The organism is Mucilaginibacter sp. CSA2-8R (genome assembly GCF_038806765.1).
Classification (GTDB): Bacteria; Bacteroidota; Bacteroidia; order Sphingobacteriales; family Sphingobacteriaceae; genus Mucilaginibacter.
Genome location: NZ_CP152389.1, coordinates 1,033,363 through 1,047,941 on the forward strand (window position 1 = coordinate 1,033,363; position 14,579 = coordinate 1,047,941).

The window sequence follows — 14,579 nt, forward strand, 5'->3', positions numbered from 1 at the left end:
ATGGATACAATTGAAAGTATAGACTACCCTGTTGTTTTTAATGAAACACTTACCCAACTGGTAAATTTTATTGAGCAAGGTAACTACACGCGTTTTTTTATTTTAACAGACGAACATACCGGCGAGCATTGCCTGCCCCTGCTGCAAAGCCGCTTGGAGCATTTGAATGACAGGTATGATGTAATAGAGGTAAGTGCGGGCGAAGAAAGCAAAAATATTGATTTTTGCTCGGGCATCTGGAAAATGCTGATTGATTTTAGTGCCGACCGCCATAGTTTGATGATTAATCTGGGCGGTGGGGTGATAGGAGATATGGGCGGCTTTGCCGCATCTACCTATAAGCGCGGTATTGATTTTGTGCAAGTGCCAACTACTTTGTTATCTCAGGTTGATGCCTCGGTAGGGGGTAAAACAGGTATCGATTTCGACAATCTCAAAAATATTATAGGCACCTTTACATCGCCAAAGGCAGTATTTATTGAGCATGCCTTTTTAGAGACCCTGCCATCACGGCAGATTTTGTCGGGTTATGCCGAAATGCTGAAACACGGTTTAATACAAGATGCTGCTTATTGGAACGAACTGAAAAGTCTGGGTGCGCCGCTTCAATTGCCTCCTGCCGAACTGGTGTACCAATCTGTAGCCATTAAAAATAAGGTAGTAGTGGCCGATCCTTTTGAAAAAGGGTTCCGCAAGTGTTTAAATTTTGGCCATACCATCGGCCATGCCGTCGAAACATACTCGCTGCAAAACGATGACGATCACCTTACCCATGGCGAGGCGGTAGCTATCGGCATGATTTGCGAAGCTTGGCTATCTCACAAAAAAGCCGGCTTAAGTTTGGATGAGCTGAACGAAATTACGGAGGTTTTAAACAATCTCTATCCTAAATATCAACTGGAAGATTCGTGCCACTCGGTGCTGCACGGCCTCATGAAAAAAGATAAGAAAAATCAGGGCGACGAAATCAATTGTACTTTGCTGCACCGGATAGGCGAGTGCAGCATTGACCATATTTGCAGCGAAGAAGAGTTATGCGAAAGCCTGAGTTATTATACTAATCTACAGTTAGCTTAGCCTTTAAGTATTTATAGCCTGAACCAGGCTTAATTTGGGCTGCATAATCTGTTGGTTTTACTATATATTTGTTTAAACCCAAAAAGATATTATGCAGCCCATCAGTACATGTATATGGTTTAATAACCAAGCCGAAGAAGCAGCGACTTTTTATACTGGTATATTCCCTGACACAAAAGTAAGCAACGTTATGCGTTATGGCCAGGGCATGCCCGGCGAACCGGGTTCGGTAATGGCGATGACAGTAATGCTAAACGACCGGGAATTTATATTTCTGAACGGTAATTCGGGTTTTACAGCACCCGGAGCTGCGATTTCCTTTTTTATTAAGTGCAATACCCAGGAAGAGGTTGACCATTATTGGGATAAGCTGGTGGACGGAGGTACGCCGATCCGCTGCGGTTGGTTAACAGATAAATATGGGATTACCTGGCAGGTTGTACCCGTAAAAATGTCGCAATTGATGCAAAGCGGTAATGCACAAAAATCGCAAAAGGTAGCGCAGGCCATGATGAAGATGGTAAAGTTGGATATTAACGAATTGCAACGCGTTTTTGACGAGGCATAAGTCTTTTGTGTAATAATTAACAAGTAGAATGGGTGTGCCTAATTTTTGTCAACACAGCATAGGAAATGCAAGAGCCTAAAAAAGCAGTTTATATCTACGAAGAAACAAACTATTTTCCTGGTACGGATACCTTTGTTGATAGTGTAGCTGATAACGGTAATGCTGTGGTTTTTGAAGATGATGAAAGAACTGGTTATTTTTATGCTGTAGATGGAGTTAATAGTAGTAAAATATTAGATGCCCGACACATTTATAACGTGGACAGCCTGATTGATAAAGACCGAGTTTCGATACTGGAAATATTATGGAGCGAAGACGAATCTATCGCATTTTTATCAATCAACGGGTACTACCACGCTTTATTTGATTTTAAAAACAAGGCTGGGTACTGTCGAAACGGCTTTCCTGATAGCGGTGAGTGGTGCGCAATGAAACAAACAACGCTTACCGACGAGATGCTTGAAACTATCATCCCTTAAAGTATAAATAATCAGGATTTTGAAAATTATGCTATGGCATATTATTAAGCATTAATTTTTTTTATTTTTCTATTGACAATTAGATTTAATCTTGTAGTTTTACCGCCAGCAATACAACAATGAAGTTAAATAACGCATTTGGTTTTGGTTTCTATTACTTTTACTTTAGCAGTAAGAGCCGGGACTGATATGCTTTAAAACAAACATATAAACAAACAGAAAGTCCCGGCCCAACAGCCGGGACTTTTTTGCTTTTAACAGGTTATGGAAAGTAAAACGCCACGAGTGGCCATACAAGGTATCCGCGCCTCGTTTCATGAAGAAGCGGCCTTTAAGTACTTCGGTACCAACATCCAAACGGTTGAGTGTAATTCGTTTAAGCAAACCTTCGAGGCGCTTAAAAATAACGAGGCCGACTACCTGGTGATGGCTATCGAAAATAACATTGCCGGTAGTATATTGCCTAACTACTCGTTACTCATGAGCTACAACTTTCCAATCGTTGGCGAGGTATATCTGCCCATTCAGCTCCATTTTTTAACCCTGCCCGGTGTAAAGTTCGAGGATATTAAAACGGTGATTTCGCACCCCATCGCCCTGCGCCAGTGTGTTGATTTTATTGACGAATACCCGCAGCTTAAAGTGGTTGAAAGTAACGACACTGCTGCTTGTGCCAAACGGGTACACGATCAGCAACTTACTGACACCGCCGCTATTGCCAATAGTCTGGCTGCCAAACTTTATGATTTAGAAATTATGGAGCGCCGCATCGAGAGCAATAAAAAGAACTTTACGCGCTTTTTAATTTTTACCAGTCATGCAAACGCCGGTAAGGTAAAGGCTAATAAGGCATCGCTGTGCTTTCAGGTAGCTAACCAGGCCGGGGCTTTGGTTAAGGTGCTTAATATTTTGGCCGAGCAAAATATTAATATGAGCAAAGTGCAAAGCATGCCCATATTAGGCAAACGCAACGAATATAATTTTTATGTAGATATTGAGTGGAACAATACCACTGAGTATGACACCGCCATCAGGCAGATACTCAAATACACTCAAAACTTCAACATTTTGGGCGAGTATGAGCGGTATGAGGAGCCTGTTCATTAAAGTTCGTGAGTCCGTAAGTCGGTGAGACTGAAAGTAGGACAGAGACAAGAAAAAGCAATCAAAAAATAAAATAACCCTACAAAATAATTTAATACCGGACGCTGTAGTAACGGACGCCCGGACAAACCCCCACACTATGAAACTTGATTTGAAAGTAGAGCCGCTTAACAACTGGATTACGGCCAAAGCAGAACCTTTATTAATTGCCGGTCCGTGCAGCGCCGAAACTGAAGAACAATTAGTAGCAACGGCTCATTTGCTGGCCAACACTGGTAAGGTAACTGCCCTGCGTGCAGGTATCTGGAAACCACGTACCCGCCCCGGAGAGTTTGAAGGTATTGGCAGCATTGGTTTAGAGTGGTTAAAACGTGCTAAAGCCGAAACCGGTTTACCTACAGCTATCGAGGTTGCTACCGGTAAACACGTTGAAGAAGCTTTAAAAGCTGATGTTGATATTTTTTGGGTAGGTGCGCGTTCAACCGTTAACCCGTTCACCGTTCAGGAAATTGCTGATGCTTTGCAAGGCGTAGATATTCCGGTAATGGTTAAAAACCCGGTTAATCCTGATTTGTCATTATGGATTGGTGCTTTAGAGCGTATCAACCGCGCAGGTATCACCAAACTGGCGGCTATACACCGCGGTTTTTCATCGTTTGAAAAAACAGCTTTCCGTAACGAGCCAATGTGGGATTTGGCTATCAACTTAAAAACACATGCGCCTGAGCTGCCTATCATTTGCGATCCAAGCCATATTTCGGGTAACCGTGAGCTGATCCCTTATGTGTCGCAAAAAGCGCTGGATCTGGATATGCAAGGCCTGATGATTGAGTCGCACATTGATCCGTCTGTTGCCTGGACTGATGCTAAACAACAATTAACTCCTGCTGCTTTAAGTGACTTGATGGACCGCCTTACTTTGCGTAAACCTGAAGTTGCCAGCGTTGAGGTAAAAGATAAATTAGCCGAACTACGCGACAAGATTGACAAGATTGACGACCTGGTGATTCAAAAAATGGCCGAGCGTATGAAAATTGTAGAGCAGATTGGTAATTACAAAAAAGATAACGGTATCACTATTTTACAGGTGAACCGTTGGGACGAAATTTTGCAAAAACGTACCAATTATGCCAAAGCCCTGAACTTAAACCCTGAGTTTACCGAAAAAATGCTGGAGCTTATCCACGGCGAGTCTATCCGTAAACAAACTGAAATCATGAACAAAGGACAAGGTACGACTCCGGTTCATGAGCAGTTAACGCATTAATAGCCGTTAGGCTTAATTGGTTATGGCAGGCAGTGATTTGTTTAATTATTGATTACTTGTTGCTTGCCATAACTATTATTTTACCTAATAGCTTTTAATCAATCATGTCTAAAAACATTATTGTTAGCCGCAGTCATAAATCGGTTAACACCACTATACAACTTACCGGGTCTAAAAGCGAGTGTAACCGTGCGCTGGTAATTGAAGCTTTAAGCAAAGGCAAAGTGCAGGTGACTAACGTGTCGGACGCTGCGGATGCCGTAACACTTTCCGGAATTTTACGGGAGCCTGCTAATTCAGGTAATAAAACAACATCGGCAACTCCGGAAATTACTGAGGTAAACATAGGCCCTGCGGGTACCGCTATGCGGTTCTTAACTGCATTTTTTACTTTGCAGGATGGAGAGGTGTTGCTCACCGGTACCGAGCGGATGAAACAGCGCCCTATCGGTATTTTAGTTAATGCATTGCGCCAGTTAGGTGCCGATATTTCTTATGCCGAGCAAGACGGTTTTCCGCCATTGCATATTAAAGGCGGCTTTGAGCAAAAAACAAATCAGATTACGATTAAAGGCGATATCAGTAGCCAGTATATTACCTCGCTGCTGCTCATTGCGCCTAACTTGCCGCAAGGCTTGGAGTTGCATATTGACGGGGAGCTAACGTCCCGCCCATATGTAGAAATGACTTTGAGCATGCTGCAGCAGGCAGGCATACAGCATACCTGGACCAACCATGTGATTGGTATTGCTCCCCAGGAGTACCGCGAAACCAGCATCTGGGTAGAACCTGACTGGAGCGCTGCATCATACTGGTATTCGGTAGCCGCATTGGCCGATGAGGCAGAACTGTTTTTGCCAGGATTAACGTCTTACAGCTTACAGGGTGATAGTGTGATTACTGAACTGATGGCCAACTTTGGTATCACTTCGCAATTTAAAGATGGCGGTGTTTACCTGCGTAAAGACCCGAAGCCGGTAGTTCGCAAGATATTCGACCTGAAATCGTGCCCCGACCTGGCGCAGACTTTAGTGGTCGTATGTGCAGCCCTGAATCACGAAGCAACCTTCACTGGTTTGGAGACTCTAAAAATCAAGGAAACCGACCGTATTGCCGCCCTGCAAAATGAACTGGGTAAGATGGGCGTTAAGCTGATTGAAAAAGGCCAGGTCTACAAACTGGATTGCAGCGAACGCTTCATCCCTGAACGTATCACCATCAAAACGTACGAAGACCACCGTATGGCGATGGCCTTTGCACCACTGGCCCTCATCATCCCCGAAGTAGAAATCGAAGACCCTCAGGTAGTCGAAAAATCCTACCCCGCCTTCTGGCAGGATTTTGAAAAAGCAGGGTTCTCGATTAGAGAAATATAGAACCAAGAGCCAAGAACCAGGAGCCAGGAGTGCAAAAAGATAGGAGAGACGCTCATTCTTTAGTCGTTTCGTTCTTGGCTTCTGGTTCTTAGCTCTTGTCTCTATTCCACCTCCAGTCTATTCTCCTTCCTGTGTTGCCGGTAAATGTTTTCAAAGCCAGGTTTTAAATCCTTAATCAGGAAGATTCCTGTACCGTGCTCACGGGCTAAGGGGTTTTCTACCATCCCTGCGCGCTGGTAGCTTTCTGCTACCGGTTGCAGGTCGCTTACATCGTTATCATCACTTACATAAATCAGGTATTCGGCGTTGAGTTTTTCAGGCGCCCACAAGGCAAAACTGCTGTTGAGGCAAACTACCTCGGGTAATTGATAGCGGTTGTGGTATACATGCAGGGCACCAGCCTCGCCGTAGTTATCTGCAAAAATAACGGTGCGTTGCTGTTGTGCCGGGGTAAGCTGATGGTAGATGGCAGCAGTTTTTTTGGCTATTTCTTCCCATCCCAGCATATCGGCATAGTCTTGTGTAGTACGGTGCTTTTTGTGGTCTTCCCAGGTAATGGCAAAATCCATAAACTTTAAATGCTGGCGGTAATAATCAAAAAAGGAGAGTGCCTGGTTAATTGACAAAACGGGGAGCACGATTGGTAGGAGCAACAAGTTAGGGGCTATCATCAATATGGTAGCTACAATCCGTAGAGCGACATTTTTAAGCCAGTATTCGATTCCTGTACCACCAGCCGCAAACAGCATAGGGTAAGCCGCCAGGAGATAGTACGCTTTACCGTTCATCTTTAATAAAAAGGCAAAAACCAGTAAAAAAGCTAAACCTACAAACCGGTATTTAGCAAACTTTGGATGAAATAGCGCTACCAACAAACCCGCTATCCACACAACTGCCGCAGTGCCATGTAGCAGTAACTGCGGTATTATAAAATCAGCAGGTTTAATGTACTTCAATTGTTCCTGGTTCAGCTTGGTCATGTGGGTAACCACCGGCCAGTGATGGGTGTATTGCCACCAGAGGTTGGGTAAAAACAAAAGGATGGCTATTGCTGCAGCTATGGTAGTTTCTTTGCGCCATAGCAAACGCCGTTGAGGCATAAGTAATATTGCCATTAACAATGCGCCGGTAAAAAAGGCCATGGTGTATTTGGTGAGCAAACCCAAGCCAATGACCAAGCCTAAATAATATAAATATTTACCATTCTCGCTGTTTACATATTTTACGCACAGATAGGCAGCTAACAGCCACCACAGCTGGTCGAACACCACGGGCTGAAACAAATAACCGCTGGCAGCCATACCCGGCGAAAACAGGATACATAAACAGGCCAACGTGATGGCGAAGCGTTTGCCGCCCAGTTCGATGGTCAGCAAGCCGGTAAACCAGATGATGAGCAGACTGGCAATTGCCGGAAATACCCGCGCGGCCATTACGCTGCTCCCCAAAACAGTGGTGCTTATTTTAGCCAGCAAGGCAATCAGCGGGGGCACTTCCATGTAGCCCCAGTCCAGGTGGTCGCCCAGGGTAAGATGCAGTAACTCGTCCCGGTGAAAGCCATAATGGCCGCCGGTAAATATCACCAGTAATACTTTTACCGCAACAAATATCCAAACGAATGCTTTTAATTGCTGAACAGGTTGTGGTTGAGTGTTTTGCATAAGGAGGTTGGCGTGTAAGCTAAAAGTAATCAACAAAAAAGTAATTTGCCGTATTAATGAATAGATGTTATGAAAGTTCATGTCAAAAATATGGTGTGCCATCGCTGCAAACTGGCTGTAGAGCAGGTGCTGACCGAAAGTGGTTATCATGTGCAGCAAGTCGAACTGGGCGAGGTTACTATTGACGAAGATTTAAACAGCACTCAGCTAAACGCTTTAGATACCCAGTTAAAGCATTTAGGTTTTGAACTGATAGACGACCGTAAAGCCAAACTGGTAGAGCGGATTAAAAATCTGATCATTGACCGGGTACACCATCATGAGGATACACTAAGTATTAACCTATCCGATTACTTAGCAGAAAAACTGCATTACGAATATAACTACTTGAGCAACCTGTTTTCGGAGGCAGAGGGTACCACGATTGAAAAATATTACATCAGTCAAAAAATAGAAAAGGTAAAAGAGTTACTAATTTATGATGAATTAACGCTGAGCGAAATAGCTTACCGCATGGGATACAGCAGCGTGGCTTATTTATCAAACCAGTTTAAAAAGGAAACCGGTTTTACACCAAGCCATTTTAAAGCCATTAAAGAAAACAAGCGCCGCAATATAGAAGAACTGTAAATTTTATAAATCAATCCGGTAATTGTGTAAAGCCGCAGGCTTGGGTAGCCGTACCTTTGTATAGTAAATATTAAAGTTATGAAACACACCTACGCAGTAACCGGCATGACCTGTGCCGGCTGCCAATATAAAGTACAGCACCTGCTTTCGCAGGTTGACCACGTAAAAGAAGCCAGCGTTGATTTAGAAAAAGGTCAAGTAACGGTAGATATGGACCAGCATATTGCTACGCCTACCTTGCAATCCGCATTAAAAGAATATCCTAAATATCAACTGACGGATGCGCCTGCTGTTGCGAGTTCGATCAGCGGCGATGCAGTGCAAGACGAAGCAAAATCCTGGTTTGAAACTTACAAGCCCATCGTGATCATATTTGGCTACATCACACTCGTGTCTATAATTGTCGGTTCTACCTTAATTGGTTTCAACGAGTTGCTGGCCATGCGGGTGTTTATGGCCGGTTTTTTCCTGGTGTTCTCGTTTTTTAAACTGCTAAACCTGGATGGTTTTGCCGATAGCTATGCCATGTATGATGTGATTGCCCGACGGTTTAAAGGTTGGGGTTATTTGTACGCCCTTATTGAGTTAGCGTTAGGAATTGCTTATGCGGCCGATTTTAATCCGGTAGCCACAAACATTATAACATTAGTGGTGATGTCGGTAAGCATCATCGGCGTGCTGCAAACCGTACTTAATAAAAGAGCCATACAATGTGCTTGCTTAGGGGGCGTGTTTAACCTGCCTATGAGTACCGTAACTATTATTGAAGACGGCTTGATGATACTGATGAGTGCCTTGATGCTTTTTATGTATTGATATTGTATAGGAGCTATAACACAAACGGCAGCTATTTAAGAGATAGCTGCCGTTTGTGTTTATATAGTGCTATTGTAATTCAATTACAATTTGCTGTTTTTGTTTCTGAGCCAATGGTCGGCCACCACCAAAGCGGCCATAGCCTCCACAATAGGTACGGCACGGGGTACCACGCAAGGGTCGTGGCGGCCTTTGCCCTGTATCTGGGCGGCGTTACCTTCGGCATCAATGGTGTTTTGGTTGGTCATGATAGTAGCTACCGGTTTAAAGGCTACCTTAAACTCGATAGGCATCCCGTTACTGATACCGCCCTGTATACCTCCCGAAAAATTGGTACGGGTTTTTACTTCGCCATCTTCATCTTTTACAAAAATATCGTTATGCTCCGAGCCTAACATTTCACTGCCGGCAAAGCCCGATCCATATTCAAAGCCGTGTACCGCATTAATGCTCAGCATCGCCTTGCCTAAATCGGCGTGCAGTTTATCAAATACCGGTTCGCCCAAACCTACGGGGCAGTTAGTGATGGTACAACTTACTTTGCCGCCAATGGTATCACCTTGCTTGCGCACTTCATCAATGCGGGCAATCATCTCTTCGGCAGTGGCAGGATCGGCACAGCGCACAATATTAGCTTCTCTAAGTGCTTCAAATTCCTGGGCTGATGTAATACTGATGTTAGGTGCTTCAATAGTTCCTACACCGCTTACATGAGCCAATACATCGATACCTTGCGTTTTGAGTAACTGCTTGGCAATGGCACCGGCAGCTACCCTGGCGGCTGTTTCGCGTGCAGATGATCGACCGCCGCCGCGGTGGTCGCGGATGCCATACTTTGTAAAATAAGTATAATCGGCGTGCGAAGGGCGAAATACATCAGTGTTGTGAGTATAATCTTTTGAGCGCTGGTCTTCGTTAGGGATCAGCATGGCTATCGGGGTACCGGTGGTTTTACCTTCAAACGTTCCGGACAAAATCTGTACAGTATCGCTTTCTTTGCGTTGGGTAGTAATTTTAGACTGCCCCGGCTTGCGTTTGTCCAGCTCGGCTTGGATGTAATCTAAATCAACGCTTAACCCTGCGGGGCAGCCGTCAATAATAACGCCGATGGCCACGCCATGAGACTCGCCGAAAGTAGTGATACGAAAAAGTTGCCCGAATGAATTACCAGCCATTTTTTTGAATAAAGAATAAAAAGAACCAAGGGTACAACTACGCTTGGTTTGAGCAAATATGTGAAATTTTGTGTAATAGGTGGTGATAAAATAAGCGAAGAGGCCGGTAATTATATAACTACCAGCCTCTTCGTTTAAAAATTATCATAAGCTTATTTAGCTATCTACGCCGAGATGGCATTGATGATATCATATTGAGTAATAATCTCTATTTGACCTTTCTCATCTTCTACCAGCACCGCAGCGTTCTCTTTATTAATCATGGCCGAAATCTTATCAATCGATGCGTTCAGGTCGACAAACGGGAATGGTGTAGTGGTAATGGCATTCACCGGCTGCGATTTAAGCGACGGGTTTTCGAGCAGGGCATCTAAAATATCACTCTCGGTAATTTTACCAACTACCATGCCTTGCTGCGTAACCGGTATTTGCGAAATATTCAGCGTTTTTATGGTATTAATGGCTTCCAGTACTGTTTTTTCGCTGTCGATAGTCACAATCTCAGAGCTTTCTTTTTTGCGGATAATATCGCGAGCAGTCAGTTTCTCGTCTTTCAAAAATCCGCGCTCGCGCAACCAGTCCTCATTGTACATTTTACCCAAGTAGCGGGTACCATGGTCAGGGAAGATGATGACTACCACGTCGCCTTCTTTAAAACGGTCTTTCATCTGCAAGGTACCTGCTACGGCAGAGCCGGTAGAGTTACCCGCAAAAATACCTTCCTGCATGGCAATCTGCCTGGTCATTAAAGCGGCATCCTTATCGGTTACCTTCTCAAAATGGTCAATCAGGCTAAAATCTACGTTTTGCGGTAAAAAGTCTTCGCCTATACCCTCGGTAATGTAAGGGTAAATCTCGTTTTTATCGAAGATGCCGGTTTCTTTATATTTTTTAAATACCGAGCCGTAAGTGTCAATACCTAAAACCTGGATGTCAGGGTTCTTTTCTTTCAAAAAACGAGCAGTGCCCGATATCGTGCCACCGGTACCTACACCTACCACCAGGTGGGTGATTTTACCTTCGGTCTGCTCCCAAATTTCTGGTCCAGTTTGTTCATAATGCGCCTGTGCATTCGATAAATTATCGTACTGATTAGGTTTCCAGGAGTTGGGCACTTCTTTTTCTAACCGCGACGATACGGAGTAATACGACCGGGGGTCCTCAGGCTCTACGTTGGTAGGGCAAACAATAACCTCTGCTCCAAATGCACGCAGGGCATCAAATTTTTCTTTGGATTGCTTATCGGTGCTGGTAAATATACATTTATAACCTTTAATAACCGCAGCAATGGCCAGGCCCATGCCTGTATTGCCCGACGTGCCTTCAATAATAGTTCCGCCTGGTTTTAGCCGGCCGTCTTTTTCGGCATCTTCTATCATTTTAAGCGCCATACGGTCTTTGATAGAATTGCCGGGGTTGGTAGTTTCTATTTTAGCCAGCACGGTGGCTTTAATATCTTTGGTTATCCGGTTCAGTTTAACCATTGGGGTGTTGCCAATAGTTTCCAGTATGTTATTACTCCACATAATTAGTAGACAAAAGTGAGAATATTAAATGAATAACAAATGCATTAGTTGCACAAATGATGCAGTAATGATTAAAATAAACGCCTGTCCAGACCTGATTTCTTGATTTGCGCCAACGGCATATCATTTAATAGGCTATGTGGTTTTAAACAAAAAAAGCATGGTGTTTAGCAAAACTGCCACACACCATGCTTTTACTAAAAAGGAGAAAAGTATTAAAAATCGAATTTTACAAAAAACCTTACCCCTAATTTAGATACATCCGGATTATCCAGGTAAGTGAAACGTTTCACTAAATCTACCCTCAGTATTTTAAAAATGTTGGATATACCTACGCTTCCTTCTAAATAAGGTTTGCCGTTAAGGGTATAAGTAAGCGGTATACCGGCACCGTCAACCGGGAAAGCTGGCAAATCAGGGTGAAGCGACGGATTATTTTCGTTTCGTAAACCGCCCCAAAGGCCTTTAAAATCAACCACCTCACGCCATTTTAATTCTTTAAGTAATGGTATCTTGTTAAAAAAGAAACCGTTAAAGTTGTGGTCAATATTAAAACTGGCGTAATGGTCGCTCACAAACTCTAAGAAGTTCATTAAGTTGTATGATTGAAACTGAAACGCGTAGCTTTGGTTGGCCCTGTGTATGTAAGATAATGCGAATGGCACTTTACCAAACAAATTACCCCCTTCGGCCGAAAAATCGGTATAGCCTAACTGCGACAAGTAAAAGCGCTTGGTAATATTGGCAGTGATGTTTTGGTAATTGTAATCGCCGCCTAACAGGCCTTTGACGCCCTGGCTATAGCGCAAAGTAAAAACCGGGTATTTGTCGGGGATAGGGGTACGGTACAATTTACCCTGGTAAAACTTTTCCTGAGGGGCATAGCGAAACTCTGCTGATAGCTCGGTGGTGCGAATTGCGTTGATGTTATTAGGCTGACCGTTAACCGTATTGATAAAATACAATGAACCGGCGGCACTTTGATCCCATTTTTTTAGTCCCAGTGCGTACGAAAAATGATTTTGGAACTCGTGCATGTAATCGAGCCTAAAGATATCATTGTACAACCATTTGTCGTTCAGGCCGCGTTTAAATGATAGCAGGAAACTGCTCTCCTGCACAAACTGTAATTCCTGACCCGGAATTTTAGTGTCGTGCTGAAAGCTGGCGCGGATGTAATGCTGCGGAAAGCGATAAATAGATTTATTGTTAAAGGAGTAAGTACCACTCAAAAAATACTTCCATTTTTCGTCCTTAAAGCCATAGGCACCGTAAGTTTCAAAATAATAACGCTGACTGAGTGCTGTTGTAGTACGGCCGCCTAACCGTAGGCGGAAACCTTCTACCGGGTTAAAGCTGTAAAAAGTGTTTACCGGCCCCATCTCAAAAGGGCCAAAATTTTTATAACCTGCAATAAACAGCGTAAGTAAATCCATCGTGCGTTTAAACGAGGGGATGGTTTGCAGGCTGTCTATGTTTTTATAAACATCGCGCTGTGCCGTGGTAAGGGTATCTAATCGGTTAGATTGCCAGAATGCATCATTTTTTTCATCAGCTTTTGGCAGAGTGACCACCGAGGGGCCCTCATAGGCAGTGCTGGGTTGCGGATGGTTGATGACAAAGTTTTTAAGGGTTACCGTACGCTCGCCAAAAATACCGCCGCCTTTGTTTTTATTGATGCCGAAATCAATTTTAAGGTCGCTGTTGCTTAGATGGTAACGCCCATCGCTGCTTTTTTCAAAGCCCAGGGCTGCCTGCATCTGGCGTACAAAGTTTAAGTTGATGTTTTTGTTTACAGTGAGCACTGCATTTTCAACTGCATAATTGCCGTCCAGGGTAATGTAAATACGTCCCTCAAACAATAAATCGGTTGTGTTACGGGGGGTAAAGCTCAGTTCTACCAGTTTAGGGTTTTGATCTTTGATAGTATCAGTAATAAAAAACTTGTAAAAAGTAGGGGCGCCATCAGCAATCGGACTAAGGATTTGGTTGCTTAGCATCGAAATATTGTTATCATAAATATCAATATCCTGGTACATGCGGTTAAAGTAAGTGCTCAGCCCCTGGTTGTCTACAAAGTTTTCATCGTACTTTACCTGCTTATCAGCCGTAATAATTTGTTTGTGTGTATTAGGGCTTTTGCGATAATAGTTGTCCGACAGTTTTTCCTCCATGTACATAGGCAACAGGTTTTTACCACCAATGGCTGATGAGTCCTGCTCTTGAAACATAAACTGGTAATTCTTAAAAATTTTGCGGTTCTTGAATTTCTCCGAAAGGTTGCTGAGCGAAAAGAACATCTTTTCGTATTGTTGATACTGCGTGTAATTGTAACTATCGGTTCGGTTTTGATTTTTGTGCGCAATCACCTGGCGTATCAGCTCAACGGCCGGGTTATTTTTATTGCTGTATTTCTTCTTTTTACCTGCCTTTACCACAACAGTCTGTAGCTGCCGGGTATCGCTGGTTAAGTTAATGTCTACTGTTTGCTCGCGGCCTGCAATAATATTTTTAACAACTGTAATATAGCCCAGGTAGGTTACCCTGATTTGGGTATATGTACCGTTAATGGTAATGCTGTATTTACCATCATCGTCGGTACGTACACCCTGTGTGCTGCCCACAACACCTATGGTTACATAAGGCAGTACAGTTTTGGTCCTGGCTTCGCGCACAGTGCCTTTTACTACCGTGTTTTGTGCAAAAGCCAGGGTTGAAATGGCCATGCAAAAAATCAGCAGAAAATATTTGTTTAATTTACTAATGTTCATGATTATGAGAGAGTTCGGAGCTGAATGATAGTGCCGTCAAATATAAGTTGGTGACGAGGATGGTTTAAGGTCAAACCATATTTATGATATTACATTGACGGTAAGCTATGGTAACCATTATGCAACTGG

12 protein-coding genes are annotated in these 14,579 nt (G+C 43.5%); 8 read left to right on the forward strand and 4 right to left on the reverse strand.

Going from position 1 to position 14,579, the window contains the following annotated elements; all coding sequences use genetic code 11:
- The 6 genes from aroB to aroA all read left to right on the forward strand — a co-directional run bounded on the left by aroB (position 1) and on the right by aroA (position 5,871).
- Positions 1-1,077 (forward strand): 3-dehydroquinate synthase, encoded by a 1,077-nt coding sequence (aroB, locus tag AAGR14_RS04490; protein ID WP_342647403.1) that lies wholly within the window; start codon positions 1-3, stop codon positions 1,075-1,077.
- 91 nt (positions 1,078-1,168) lie between these two features.
- Positions 1,169-1,645: a VOC family protein gene (locus AAGR14_RS04495; protein ID WP_342647404.1), complete on the forward strand. Its 477-nt coding sequence runs from the start codon at positions 1,169-1,171 to the stop codon at positions 1,643-1,645.
- A 65-nt stretch (positions 1,646-1,710) separates the two neighbouring features.
- A complete protein-coding gene (locus tag AAGR14_RS04500) occupies positions 1,711-2,124 on the forward strand; it encodes a DUF2251 domain-containing protein (protein ID WP_342647405.1) in 414 nt (137 codons plus the stop codon).
- Between the two features lie 264 nt (positions 2,125-2,388).
- Entirely contained in the window at positions 2,389-3,231 is an 843-nt protein-coding gene (locus AAGR14_RS04505; protein ID WP_342647406.1) for a prephenate dehydratase, read from the forward strand.
- A 136-nt stretch (positions 3,232-3,367) separates the two neighbouring features.
- Entirely contained in the window at positions 3,368-4,495 is a 1,128-nt protein-coding gene (locus tag AAGR14_RS04510) for a chorismate mutase (protein WP_342647407.1), read from the forward strand.
- Positions 4,496-4,599: 104 nt separating this feature from the next.
- Positions 4,600-5,871, forward strand: a complete 1,272-nt coding sequence (gene aroA / locus AAGR14_RS04515; protein ID WP_342647408.1) for a 3-phosphoshikimate 1-carboxyvinyltransferase — start codon at positions 4,600-4,602, stop codon at positions 5,869-5,871.
- 101 nt (positions 5,872-5,972) lie between these two features.
- Here the strand turns inward: aroA and AAGR14_RS04520 are convergent, their stop codons facing one another.
- The gene (locus tag AAGR14_RS04520) at positions 5,973-7,532 is read right to left on the reverse strand and encodes a glycosyltransferase family 39 protein (protein WP_342647409.1); all 1,560 of its coding nucleotides are present in this window, start codon (positions 7,530-7,532) and stop codon (positions 5,973-5,975) included.
- 69 nt (positions 7,533-7,601) lie between these two features.
- Here AAGR14_RS04520 and AAGR14_RS04525 point away from each other — a divergent pair, with 69 nt between their 5' ends.
- On the forward strand, positions 7,602-8,162 hold the full coding sequence (locus AAGR14_RS04525; RefSeq protein WP_342647410.1) for an AraC family transcriptional regulator: 561 nt from the start codon (positions 7,602-7,604) through the stop codon (positions 8,160-8,162).
- 78 nt (positions 8,163-8,240) lie between these two features.
- Positions 8,241-8,978 (forward strand): cation transporter, encoded by a 738-nt coding sequence (locus AAGR14_RS04530; RefSeq protein WP_342647411.1) that lies wholly within the window; start codon positions 8,241-8,243, stop codon positions 8,976-8,978.
- Between the two features lie 83 nt (positions 8,979-9,061).
- On the opposite strand, the gene aroC is transcribed toward AAGR14_RS04530, so the two are convergent.
- From aroC to AAGR14_RS04545, 3 genes are all read right to left on the reverse strand, one after another.
- A complete protein-coding gene (aroC, locus tag AAGR14_RS04535; protein WP_342647412.1) occupies positions 9,062-10,153 on the reverse strand; it encodes a chorismate synthase in 1,092 nt (363 codons plus the stop codon).
- 164 nt (positions 10,154-10,317) lie between these two features.
- A complete protein-coding gene (locus AAGR14_RS04540; RefSeq protein WP_342647413.1) occupies positions 10,318-11,679 on the reverse strand; it encodes a pyridoxal-phosphate dependent enzyme in 1,362 nt (453 codons plus the stop codon).
- 215 nt (positions 11,680-11,894) lie between these two features.
- Positions 11,895-14,450: a DUF5686 family protein gene (locus AAGR14_RS04545; RefSeq protein ID WP_342647414.1), complete on the reverse strand. Its 2,556-nt coding sequence runs from the start codon at positions 14,448-14,450 to the stop codon at positions 11,895-11,897.
- Positions 14,451-14,579 lie beyond the last annotated feature (129 nt).